The sequence below is a fragment of the Pedobacter sp. MR2016-19 genome (assembly GCF_014947265.1).
GTDB lineage: Bacteria > Bacteroidota > Bacteroidia > Sphingobacteriales > Sphingobacteriaceae > Pedobacter.
The window spans coordinates 120,468-132,683 of sequence record NZ_JADCNK010000001.1 but is presented as its reverse complement, the minus strand read 5'-3'; the positions used below and the strand labels follow the sequence as shown (position 1 = coordinate 132,683).

The 12,216-nt window shown below is 40.3% G+C and carries 9 protein-coding genes; 8 read left to right on the top strand and 1 reads right to left on the bottom strand.

All coding sequences use genetic code 11. The features are described from left to right. Positions 1–104 precede the first annotated feature (104 nt). The 8 genes from pelA to IM793_RS00545 all read left to right on the top strand — a co-directional run bounded on the left by pelA (position 105) and on the right by IM793_RS00545 (position 10,975). Positions 105–1,118, top strand: coding sequence for a pectate lyase (gene pelA, locus IM793_RS00580; RefSeq protein ID WP_193419259.1), 1,014 nt, complete (start codon positions 105–107; stop codon positions 1,116–1,118). Between the two features lie 76 nt (positions 1,119–1,194). Next, complete coding sequence (locus IM793_RS00575; protein ID WP_193419258.1) at positions 1,195–2,706, top strand: tagaturonate reductase; 1,512 nt, start codon at positions 1,195–1,197, stop codon at positions 2,704–2,706. 1 nt (position 2,707) lies between these two features. Beyond that, positions 2,708–4,354, top strand: coding sequence for a UxaA family hydrolase (locus IM793_RS00570; protein ID WP_193419257.1), 1,647 nt, complete (start codon positions 2,708–2,710; stop codon positions 4,352–4,354). Between the two features lie 198 nt (positions 4,355–4,552). After that, complete coding sequence (gene uxaC / locus IM793_RS00565) at positions 4,553–5,953, top strand: glucuronate isomerase (protein ID WP_193419256.1); 1,401 nt, start codon at positions 4,553–4,555, stop codon at positions 5,951–5,953. A 115-nt stretch (positions 5,954–6,068) separates the two neighbouring features. Continuing rightward, positions 6,069–7,124 carry a sugar kinase gene (locus IM793_RS00560; RefSeq protein WP_193419255.1) on the top strand — a complete coding sequence of 352 codons (1,056 nt, stop codon included), beginning with the start codon at positions 6,069–6,071 and terminating at the stop codon, positions 7,122–7,124. Then, a complete protein-coding gene (locus IM793_RS00555; protein WP_193419254.1) occupies positions 7,117–7,779 on the top strand; it encodes a bifunctional 4-hydroxy-2-oxoglutarate aldolase/2-dehydro-3-deoxy-phosphogluconate aldolase in 663 nt (220 codons plus the stop codon). The genes IM793_RS00560 and IM793_RS00555 overlap by 8 nt, the downstream gene beginning before the upstream one ends. Further along, complete coding sequence (locus IM793_RS00550) at positions 7,776–9,239, top strand: MFS transporter (protein ID WP_370629750.1); 1,464 nt, start codon at positions 7,776–7,778, stop codon at positions 9,237–9,239. Before IM793_RS00555 ends, IM793_RS00550 begins: the two co-directional genes overlap by 4 nt. A 110-nt stretch (positions 9,240–9,349) precedes the next feature. Next, the gene (locus tag IM793_RS00545) at positions 9,350–10,975 is read left to right on the top strand and encodes an NADP-dependent glyceraldehyde-3-phosphate dehydrogenase (protein WP_193419252.1); all 1,626 of its coding nucleotides are present in this window, start codon (positions 9,350–9,352) and stop codon (positions 10,973–10,975) included. A 496-nt stretch (positions 10,976–11,471) separates the two neighbouring features. Here the strand turns inward: IM793_RS00545 and IM793_RS00540 are convergent, their stop codons facing one another. Continuing rightward, positions 11,472–12,212, bottom strand: coding sequence for a rhamnogalacturonan acetylesterase (locus IM793_RS00540; protein ID WP_193419251.1), 741 nt, complete (start codon positions 12,210–12,212; stop codon positions 11,472–11,474). Positions 12,213–12,216 lie beyond the last annotated feature (4 nt).

Sequence of the window (12,216 nt, the reverse complement as noted above, 5' to 3'; positions counted from 1 at the left end):
AAAAAAGAAAAGTCTCCGTGTTAATCCGTGCCTCCGTGGCAAACAAAAACCATGGTACATGTAAACAAAAAGAAAATTAGTGGTCTGGACCACGGACAAACAAAATGATGAAAATAAAAATATTGTTCACCCTAGTCTGCAACACTTTATTACTATCGTGTTATGCCCAGCAGCCTACCGATTCTACGGCAGATAAAATGCTTGTTTATCAATTAGGCAATGGTGGCTGGCCAAAGCAACTGGATGATAAAAGTGTGGTTAACTATGGTGCAGCTTTAACCCCTGATTTATTGGCCAAAATAAAAGCCACTAAAGATTTACATGCTACTTTCGATAATAAAGCCACCAGCAGAGAAGTGGTTTACCTGGTAAAAGCCTATAAAAAAACACAGAATAAGGTTTATTTAACGGCAACTGAAAAAGGATTGGATTATATTTTATCTGCTCAATATGCCAATGGTGGCTGGCCTCAATATTATCCTGATAAAGCTTCGTACCGTTCAGAAATTACTTACAACGATGATGCGATGATCAATGTTCTTAACATTTTACAGGATATTGCCATGCAAACGAACGATTTCGAAGTAGTAAATCCGGCTTATATCAAAAAAGCAGAGAAAGCCATTGCAAAAGGCATCAATTGTATTATCAAAACACAGGTAAAACAGAACGGAACGTTAGCCATTTGGGCTGCGCAATATGATAAAGATTCGATGTTGCCTGCAAAAGCCAGGGCATTTGAGCCGGCCTCGTTAAGCACAAGTGAATCGATGGGTATTGTGCGTTTCCTCATGAGGCTTAAAAACCCATCACCAGAAGTGAAAAATGCAATTTCAGCAGCAGTGAAATGGTTTGATACTTATAAAATAGTTGGCTACCGGTTCGATCGGAATAAAAATATTTCAGCTTTGGTTGCGGATCATACAGCTAACACCTGGGCGCGTTTTTACGACCTTGATAAAAATACCCCGATTTTCGGCGACCGCGACCATACAATTAAAACAAAATTGGAAGAGTTAAGTCAAGAAAGGCGCAACGGTTATGCCTGGTACGGCAACTGGGGGCAAAAATTAATTGAAAAAGAATACCCGAAGTGGTTAATCACAAATGGGAAATAAATAAATCATAACTCGTCAAAAGAAAATTATAATCTCACTTTGTGCCTTCGGGTCTTGGTGGTTAAATCACATTAAAATGATTTTAAACAAAGAAAATTTAAAAAACATTAACGGCGACAAGGTTACAAAACCTACAGCCGAAATTTTAGCCTTGCCCGAAAAAGTAATCCAGTTTGGAACGGGTGTTTTACTACGCGGCCTGCCAGATTACTTTATTGATAAAGCCAACCAAAAAGGTATTTTTAACGGTAGGGTTTTGGTTGTTAAATCTACTTCAAGAGGTGGTGCTGACGCATTTTCGAAACAGGATAATTTATACACGCTTTGTGTAAAAGGTATTGAAGATGGTGTTAATGTTGAAGAAAACTCAATCAACGCTTCAATCAGCCGGGTTTTGTCGGCTTCACAAGATTGGGCCGAAATTTTAAAAGCAGCCCATCAGGCAGAAATGCAGGTCGTAATTTCGAATACCACTGAAGTTGGAATCGTTAAAAGCGAGGATAAAATCACCGATAATCCGCCACAATCTTACCCGGGCAAATTATTGGCCTTTCTGCACGAAAGATATAAAGCCTTTAATGGTTCAGCAGAAAGCGGAATGGTGATCGTTCCTACTGAACTCATCAGCGATAACGCGGATAAATTGAAAGAGATTGTCCTGGATCTTGCTATCCAGAATAAATTGGGCTGGGATTTCGAAAACTGGTTAAAAACAGCCAATCACTTCTGTAAAACTTTGGTCGATCGTATTGTGCCGGGAAAACTTCCGGCGGCAGAACAAAAAGCCATCCAAAATGAATTAGGCTACGAAGACGAACTCATGATCATGGCCGAACCTTTCAGGCTTTGGGCAATCGAATCATCAAGCGAAAAAGTGAAAGAAGTTTTATCCTTCTCAAAAGCAGATAAAGGCATTTTCATTGTTCCTTCCATCGATAAATTTAAAGAACTAAAACTCCGTTTACTTAATGGCACACATACGATTAGCTGCGGTTTGGCCATTTTAGCAGGCTTTAGTACAGTAAAAGAGGCGATGGCCGATAAAGATTTCGCCAGCAACGTATTAAAATTGATGAAAGAGGAAATTGCTCCTGTTGTGGTAAATGAAGACATTACTTACGATGAAGCCCTGGCTTTTGCCGAAAGTGTGGTCGACCGTTTCAGTAATCCTTTTTTAGAGCACCAATGGCAGGCCATTACCTTAAACTTCACTTCAAAAATGCAGATGCGCAACATGCCGCTCATCAGAAGGTATTATGCCTTAAAAAATGAAGTGCCACAACTTACCGCTTTGGGGGTTGCCGCTTATATTCTTTTTATGAAGGTGAACAAAGATGGGGATATTTATACGGCTAGTGCTAACGGAAAAACCTTCCCTGTACAGGATGAATTTGCTGAAGTGTTATACGAATACTGGAAAAATCCTGAAACCGTTGTAGATAATACACTTGGTGACAGGCGCCTTTGGGATAAAAACCTGAACAATTACCCCGGCTTTAACGCAGCCGTAAAATCATACGTTGAATTATTACAAAATAAGGGTGCAAAAGAAACTTTAAGTAACTTGCATTCAGAAAGAACAAATTAAAATGGTTACTAGAATTTTAAAAATCCATCCTAACGATAACGTTCTTGTTGCCCTGCAAAATCTTGCAAAAGGCGAAACCGTTATCCACGATGGGCAGGAATATATTTTACAGGATGATATCCAGGCCAAGCATAAATTTTTTATGCAGGATATGAATGCAGGCGATCACATTATTATGTATGGCGTACTGGTAGGAAAGGCACAACATTTCATCCTCAAAGGTGGTTTAATGGATACCGAAAATACCAAACATGCTTCCGATCCTTACGAATTTCGTCCATACCATTACGAGTGGCATGCGCCCGATGTTTCCAAATTTGAAGGCAGAACCTTTAATGGTTATATCCGTAGCGATGGCCGTGTTGGAACTGCCAATTACTGGTTATTTATCCCGACTGTTTTCTGCGAAAACCGCAATTTAGATGTCATCCGTGAGGCTTTGCACAACGAATTGGGTTATGCCGTAACCGATAAATATAAATCGTATGCCCACCAGTTGGTAGAGGCCTATAAAAACGGCGAGATTTTAGAAGAGGCCGATCCAAATTCTATCGGATTGGCCAATCCATCGGCTAACCGTGTTTTTAAAAATGTTGATGGCATTAAGTTTTTAAACCATCAGGGTGGATGTGGTGGCACCCGTCAGGATGCCGCTGTGTTGAGCAAGCTTTTGGCTGCTTATGCCGATCATCCCAATGTGGCTGGTGTAACCGTGTTGAGCCTGGGCTGTCAGAATTTACAGGTTAAAGATTTTATGGACGATTTAAAACAGCGCAGTCCGAATTTCGATAAACCGCTATTTATTTTTGAGCAGCAGCAATCGCAGAGCGAAGAACAGTTGGTTAAGGAAGCCATCCGTAAAACCTTTATCGGTTTAACCGAAATCAATAAAATAGAACGTCAGCCTGCGCCGTTAAGCAAACTGGTTTTGGGTGTAAAATGTGGCGGTAGCGATGGTTTTAGTGGCATAAGCGCCAATCCTGCTGTAGGCTATACGTCCGATTTATTGGTGGCTTTGGGCGGAACGGTACTTTTGGCCGAATTCCCTGAACTTTGCGGTGCCGAACAACAGTTAATCGATCGTACAAAAGATGAAACAGCCGCGCGCAAATTTATCCAGTTAATGACGGCTTACAACCAGGCTGCGGAAAATGTAGGTTCCGGATTTTTTATGAATCCATCGCCGGGAAATATCAAAGATGGTTTAATTACCGATGCGATTAAAAGTACCGGAGCAGCTAAAAAAGGCGGAACCTCACCAGTAGAAGATGTGTTGGATTATACCGAACCTGCAATTAAACCAGGGTTAAATTTGGTTTGTACGCCTGGAAATGATGTAGAGGCCACCACTGGTAAAGCAGCATCGGGTGCAACTTTAATTTTGTTTACCACAGGTTTAGGCACACCAACGGGAAACCCGGTTTGCCCGACCATTAAGGTTTCAACCAATAATGCATTGACAAAACGCATGTGTGATATCATCGATATCAACTGTGGTCCGGTAATCGAAGGAGAAAAAACCATAGAACAAATGGGAGAAGATATTCTGGAATATTGCATTAAAGCGGCCAGTGGCGAAGTAATCCCTAAGGCAGTGTTGCTCAACCAGGATGATTTTATTCCATGGAAAAGGGGAGTTAGTTTGTAGTCCAGAGTCTTAGGTGCAGGCCTGTATGAAGCCTTAAAATATTTCAAATCGCCGTGGTCTGTGTCCTCACAGACCACCAATAGATAAATATAAATTCAATTCCGATCTGTGAGGACACAGATCGGGGCTAAATAAAAAATTAATAGATATTCGTTCTGATCAGCTTAAACGATTGTCTAATGTCTCAAATCATATAGTATGAAATCTTTTTTAGACGAAAATTTTCTTTTGCAAAGCAAAACAGCAGAAAAGCTTTACCACAATTTTGCAAAATCATTGCCGATTATCGATTACCATAATCACCTTATTCCGGAGCAGATCGCCAATAATACCCAGTTTGCCAATATCAGTCAGGTTTGGCTTGCCGGCGACCACTACAAATGGAGGGCCATGCGTGCCAATGGTGTAGATGAAAAATACATCACAGGTGTTGGATCAGATTATGAGAAATTTGAGAAGTGGGCTGAAACTGTTCCTTATACTTTGCGTAATCCATTATACCACTGGACACATTTAGAGCTTCAACGTTATTTCGGTGTGACCGATTTACTTTCGGGCAAAACGGCACAGAAAATTTATGACGAATGTTCTGCAAAATTGCAAACTCCGGAGTATTCTGTACGTGGTTTGCTGGCCAAAATGAATGTCGAAGCTGTTTGTACAACCGATGATCCGTTGGATAGCTTAAACTTTCACCAGCAGTTGGCAAGAGAAGGTGCGAATTTGAAAATGTTACCTGCTTTCCGTCCGGATAAGGCAATGAATAGTGATGATATTGAGGGATTAAATGAATATATTAACAAGTTAGAAAGCGTTGCCGATAAAACCATCAGCAGTTTTCAGGATTATATTAATGCCTTAAAAAGCCGTCACGATTACTTTGCAGATAATGGCTGTTCAGTTTCCGATCATGGTTTAGAGCAGATTTATGCCGAGGATTATACTGAAGCCGAAATTTCATCCATTTTTGATAAAATTCGCGCTAAACAAGATATTTCTTACGAGGAAAACCTGAAATTTAAATCGGCCATGCTGGTTTATTTTGCAGAATGGGATCACGAAAAAGGCTGGGTGCAACAATATCACCTTGGTGCTTTGCGTAACAACAATGCCCGTATGTTGAGACAATTAGGTCCGGATACCGGTTGGGATTCAATCGGCGATTTTAGCCAGGCCCGTATGCTTTCTAAATTCCTGAACCGTTTGGATAATCAGGATAAATTAGCCAAAACCATTATTTATAATCTTAATCCAGCCGATAACGAATTAATTGCCACCATGATCGGTAATTTTAACGACGGTTCGGTTGCGGGTAAAGTTCAGTTTGGTTCTGCCTGGTGGTTTTTGGATCAGAAGGACGGTATGATCAAACAGTTAAACGCACTATCCAACATGGGGCTTTTAAGCCGCCTGGTAGGTATGCTTACCGATTCGCGCAGTTTCCTTTCTTTTCCACGCCACGAATACTTCAGAAGGATTGTTTGTAACCTCTTTGGAGATGATATTGAGAACGGCGAATTGCCTAACGATTTGGAATGGGTGGGCAAGATTGTTCAGGATATTTCGTACTTTAACGCAAAAAATTACTTTAAATTTTAACCCAAAATAAGGCTTTAGGAGGGTATTTCATTGGAATCAAATCATTTCAATCGTTTTCCTTCCATTTTTATGCGGTTGCAGAAAACAGCATGAAATATGCCGATAAAATATAAAAATGAGCACCCAAATATTCGCTTCATCAGAAAAAGGAAAAAAAGTTTTAAGCTTTGGTGAAATCCTGTTACGCATCTGCCCCGATATGGATGGTGCCTGGTTAAAAGAAAATAAACTTCCGTTTTATGTGGGTGGTGCAGAGCTGAATGTAGCTACTGCACTTGCCCTTTGGAATGTTCCTTCGGCCTATTTATCGGCTGTACCCGATAATTCGGTCACCCGCGAAATTGTAGATTATCTTGATGCCCGTAATATCGATACCACGCCAATGGTTTACCATGGTGAACGTTTAGGTTTATATTATCTTTCGAAGGGGAAAGACCTTAAAAATGCCGGTGTAATTTACGATCGTGCAAATTCTGCTTATGCTAATTTAAAGGTTGGCCAGATCAACTGGGATGAAGTTTTTGAAGATGTAAGCTGGTTCCATTTCAGTGCGATATGCCCTGCAATCAACCAATCTATTGCTGATGTTTGTTTAGAAGCTTTAAAGGCAGCAAATGCAAAAAATATTACCATTTCGCTTGATTTAAACTATCGCGCCAAACTTTGGAAATACGGTAAAGATCCCATTGATGTTTTACCAGAGCTGGCTCAATATTGTACCCTGATTATGGGTAATGTTTGGGCAGCCAATAAAATGTTGGGTACTGCGCTGCACGAAGATTTAACACCAACAGAGGGTTATGCAAAAGAAACGTTACTGCAACAGGCAACAGATACTTCTAAAGAAATATTAAGTTTGTTTCCGGCTTGCAAAGCAGTAGCAAATACCTTCAGATTTGATCATGGCAAAGGCATCAGGTATTATACAGCTATTTATACCGCTGATGAACTGACTGTTTCCGAAGAATATATTTCTGAAGAGATTGTAGATAAGGTGGGCAGTGGCGATTGTTTTATGGCTGGCCTGATTTACGGTTTTTACAACCAGTTATCAGTCAAAGAAACCTTAAATTTTGCCACAGCAGCAGCATACGATAAATTATACATTCCAAGTGATGCTACAACCAGTACCGTAGCTGATATAGAAAAAAGAATAATACGCAATGATTAGCAACAAGCACAAAATTTTAGATGCCATATTAGAACAAGGCATGTTACCGCTTTTTTACCAGGATAGTGAATCGGGTAGTGTAGAAATATTACGCACTTTGTATAAAGCGGGTGTACGTGTTTTCGAATATACCAACCGTGGTAAATCGGCCCTGCCGAACTTTAAAAAGTTAAAAGAAATCCGCGATGCAGAGATGCCAGATCTTTATCTGGGTATCGGAACCATTAAAACCCCTGCTGATGCAAATGCTTTTATCGAGGCAGGAACGGATTTTATTGTGGCACCGATCGTAAATCCGGCTGTTGCCGAAATTGCAAACAAAATCGGTATGCTGTGGATTCCGGGCTGTATGACGCCGACTGAAATCAGTGTAGCCCAAGAGCATAAAGCCATGCTGATCAAAATTTTTCCTGCCAATATTTTAGGCCCTGAGTTTATTTCATCTATCAAAGATCTTTTTGCCGGGCAGCTGTTTATGCCTACAGGTGGAGTAGAAATTAATGCTGATAACTTGAAAACCTGGTTTAAATCTGGCGTTTGTGCGGTTGGTATGGGCAGTAAATTAATCAGTAAAGACGTGATGAGTAAAGGACTTTACGAGGAGTTATTCGACAATACCAAATTAGCGCTCGATCTAATTCAGCAGAGCAAATAAAATTTAACAAACCTAACCAAATGAACCAACCCAAAACAAGCAAATATAGATGGACCATCTGTTTGCTGTTATTTTTAGCCACTACGATAAATTATTTAGATAGACAGGTCCTTTCGTTAACCTGGACAGATTTTATTAAACCGGAATTTCATTGGGACAATAACGACTATGGAAATATAACGGCCCTGTTCTCTATTTTTTATGCCATATCGATGCTTTTTGCAGGACGTTTAGTTGATAAACTGGATACTAAAAAAGGCTTTTTATGGGCCATCGGTGTTTGGTCGATTGGAGCCTGTTTACATGCTTTCTGTGGTATTGCAACTGCAGGTATTATCAATGGTAACTGGTTTGTAGGCTTTGAAGGCGCAAAAGAAATTATTGCCCGTATTAACGATACCGGTTTAGTGGTTTCGGTAAGTGTTACCCTCTTTATTTTTGCCCGTTTTGTATTGGCGGTTGGTGAGGCAGGGAACTTTCCTGCAGCAATTAAAGCCACTGCCGAATATTTTCCTAAAAAAGACCGGGCATTTGCAACCAGTATTTTCAATGCCGGTGCTACGGTTGGTGCATTGGCTGCCCCTATTACCATTCCTTTTATTGCCAAAGCTTATGGTTGGGAAATGTCGTTCATTATTATCGGTGCACTGGGTTTTGTGTGGATGGGATTATGGGTTTTTGTGTACAATAAACCAGAGTTGCATAAGCGGGTTAGCGCGGAGGAACTGGCTTATATCCAGCAGGATGTTATCAACGACCGGAAATTGGCTGATTATGTTGAAGAAACCAAAGAAAAAGTTTCGTTTATCGATTGTTTTAAATACAAACAGACCTGGGCATTTGCTTTTGGTAAATTTATGACCGATGGGGTTTGGTGGTTCTTTTTATTCTGGACCCCAGCATACCTGAAATCGGTTTACGGAATGGATTCTACTCAAAGTGCATTACCATTATTTGTGCTTTACATGATTACGCTGCTTTCGATTATCGGAGGATGGTTGCCTACTTATTTCGTTGATAAAAAAGGTATGAATCCTTACGAAGGTAGAATGAGGTCCATGTTAATTTTTGCATTTTTCCCACTGTTGGCTTTGGCGGCGCAACCTTTAGGTCACATTACTTACTGGATTCCGGTAATCATTATCGGTATTGCAGGTGCAGCCCACCAGGCATGGTCGGCAAATATATTTTCTACTGTGGGCGATATGTTTCCTAAAAAAGCCATTGCAACCATTACCGGTATTGGTGGTATGGCGGGTGGCTTAGGCTCATTCATCATCAATAAAGGCTCTGGTTTGCTGTTCGATTATACGGGCAAAAACAAGATTGTTTTTATGGGTTTTAAAGGTGAAGAGGCCGGTTATTTCATTATCTTTTCCATCTGTGCGGTATGTTATTTAATCGGCTGGACGGTAATGAAATCCTTAGTCCCAAAATATAAAGTAATCGAATTAAAATAAACCAAGGGCTGATGGTTCAGAAAGCTTTCTGAACCATCAGCCTTTTTATACAAACGAATCTATACTTAAACTATAGATTTAACATTAATTTAACCCTAACAACAAATAAATTGAGTACAACGCTAAACCTCGAAAGTATTTTCGTTGAAGAGGGCCAGATTCCAGATGAATTTAGGCTCACGGAAGAAATCAATCAAAAGGAGTTTCTATCAAATGGAGAGATGAAACCATGGAACGGACCGTTTAATGAAGTGTTTTCTCCAGTATGCGTAAAAACCCCTGAAGGCTTAAAACGAAAGCGTATTGGTAGTTTCCCGGTATGTACAGAGAAAGAATCGACAGAAGCTTTGGATGCAGCTGTAGCCGCTTATGATAATGGTCGTGGGCAATGGCCAACCATGAGCGTTGCTGATCGGATTAGCTGCGTGGAAAACTTTACGCATAAAATGATTGAGCAAAAAGAGATTGTTGCCAAGCTCATTATGTGGGAAATCGGAAAATCTTATGCCGATTCGGTAAAAGAGTTCGACCGTACAGTTGAATATATCTACGCAACCATCGATGCATTGAAAGATATCGACAGACAGTCATCACGTTTCGAAATAGAACAGGGTATTGTGGCCCAGGTACGCCGTTCTCCTTTAGGAGTGGTACTTTGTATGGGGCCTTTCAATTATCCTTTAAACGAGACTTTTACTACATTGATTCCGGCTTTGATTATGGGCAATACGCTTTTATTCAAACCACCTAAACATGGTACTTTGTTGCACTATCCTTTATTGGAGGCTTTCCGTTCCAGTTTTCCTAAGGGTGTGGTGAATACGATTTATGGTCGTGGGAATACCATCGTTCCGGGATTAATGAAATCGGGAAAAATTAATGTACTTACCTTAATTGGCTCAAGTAAGGTTGCCAACGAACTTAAAAAACTGCACCCTAAAGTAAACCGTTTAAGGGCTATTTTAGGTTTAGATGCCAAAAATGCAGCGATCATCACCAAAGATGCTGACCTGGATTTAGCGGTTTCAGAAACCGTTTTAGGTTCACTTTCTTTTAACGGCCAACGTTGTACAGCCATTAAAATCGTTTATGTACACCGCAGTTTGGCACAGGAATTTTTAAAACGTTTATCTGCAGAAGTAGAAAAACTGAAATTTGGCATGCCTTGGGAAAAAGGTGTAAACCTTACACCGCTGCCTGAGCTGAACAAGCCCGAGTATTTAAAAGAATGTATTGATGATGCCGTTTCGCACGGGGCGAAAGTGGTGAACAAAAATGGTGGGCAGACTTTAGAAACTTTTGTTTATCCTGCGATTGTTTATCCGGTAAACAGCAACATGAAACTGTACCGCGAAGAGCAGTTTGGTCCGATTGTTCCTGTTGTTCCGTTTGATGATCTGGAGGAACCTATCGAGTATTTAATCGGTTCGCCACACGGCCAGCAGGTGAGTATTTTTAGTAACAATGCTGCGGTAATTTCTTCGTTGATCGATCCTTTGGTTAACCAGGTGAGTCGTGTAAACATCAATTGCCAATGTCAGCGTGGGCCAGATGTGTTCCCTTTCACCGGTCGTAAAGACAGTGCCGAAGGAACACTTTCTGTAGTGGATGCCCTGCGTTCATTCTCGATCCGCTCTTTAGTAGCCACTAAGTTTACTGAAGATAATAAAAAATTACTGAACGAAATTGTGAGAGGTGATGATTCTAACTTTTTAAGTACGAAGTATATTTTTTAAAAGATTAGTTATAATAAACAAGCCGCAAAAACATGGATGTTAATCTGTGTTTTGCGGCTTTTTGTTTTGTATTCTTAGCTGTCATTCTGAACGCAGTGAAGAATCCCCAAACGATGAAAGGCAGAACCCAAATTAAGTTATCACTTAAAGATTAGATTATTTGAGAGGTTAGTACGCTTAACTAAAAGATCCTTCACTAGCGTTCAGGATGACAAATTATGTTTTTTAAAGAACCGGTTTATAAAAAGCAAGCCGTAAATCATGGATTTGCGGCTTTTTGTCTATAGTCCTCGCTTGTAACGAGGATTAGCGAGATCCGCATTTGTAATGCGGTATTATGCTATTGGCGATACAATCGCCATTCTCAGACATCCTCGTTGCAAACGAGGACGATGATCATATTTATACGCCCAACTCTGTTTACTTAGTGAATTTCTCGGTGCACTCGGTGGTAAAAAAAGATCCTTCACTGCGTTCAGGATGACAACTATATTTTTTACTTCAAACTCTTTATCAAACTCAACTTCAACTCTTTTATCCCTTGCACTACCAAACCTGCTACCTGTTTCGCTCCCTCCGGGCTTAAATGTGTATTGTCTTTTTTGCCATTAGGATAGTTTACATTCCCTGAATCAACATAATTGAATAATTTAATGGATGGTTCCTCGCCCAAACGGGTTAGTAAACTTTTTGTTTTCGCCAGCATATCAATTAAAGGAACATTTAACGAGTCGGCGACCTGGCGGGTTACGCTTGGGTAATCGCCATGCGAGTCGATCAGAACTCCGTTTTTAAAACTTCTGCGGGAGATGGGCGTTAATAAAACAGGAAATGCTTTTTTGCTCCGGGTTTCTTTTACATAATTCACCAGGTTGATCTTAAAATCAGCTAAAGAAACACCTACGGCAGGTTTATCAACTTTTTCATCATTATGTCCAAATTCTATAAAAACATAATCACCTGGGTTTAGTTGTGCTAAAATTGGGTTCCAACATTTTTCAGCCCTGAAGGATTTGGTACTTCTTCCGTTTAAAGCCCGGTTATCAACCGTAATATCGGTTTTAAAGTAAGACTGTAGCGCCATTCCCCAACCGGTTTCTGGATAAGCTTTTTCTTCTTTATTGGCCGCGGTAGAATCGCCGATGATGTACAGCTTTGTTTTCCTTTGAACAAAAGTAAAAGAGAATAAAACGGCTAAGGCTGCTGACGCAAAAATCTTAAGGAAATTCGTTTTCATTTTA

What these genes read in the sequence shown, in the direction of transcription:
- uxaC (WP_193419256.1), top strand. Translation starts at nt 4,553, where the DNA reads ATGAAATCTTTTTTAGACGAAAATTTTCTTTTGCAAAGCAAAACAGCA.
- IM793_RS00575 (WP_193419258.1), top strand. Translation starts at nt 1,195, where the DNA reads ATGATTTTAAACAAAGAAAATTTAAAAAACATTAACGGCGACAAGGTT.
- IM793_RS00560 (WP_193419255.1), top strand. Translation starts at nt 6,069, where the DNA reads ATGAGCACCCAAATATTCGCTTCATCAGAAAAAGGAAAAAAAGTTTTA.
- IM793_RS00540 (WP_193419251.1), bottom strand. Translation starts at nt 12,212, where the DNA reads ATGAAAACGAATTTCCTTAAGATTTTTGCGTCAGCAGCCTTAGCCGTT.
- IM793_RS00555 (WP_193419254.1), top strand. Translation starts at nt 7,117, where the DNA reads ATGATTAGCAACAAGCACAAAATTTTAGATGCCATATTAGAACAAGGC.
- pelA (WP_193419259.1), top strand. Translation starts at nt 105, where the DNA reads ATGATGAAAATAAAAATATTGTTCACCCTAGTCTGCAACACTTTATTA.
- IM793_RS00570 (WP_193419257.1), top strand. Translation starts at nt 2,708, where the DNA reads ATGGTTACTAGAATTTTAAAAATCCATCCTAACGATAACGTTCTTGTT.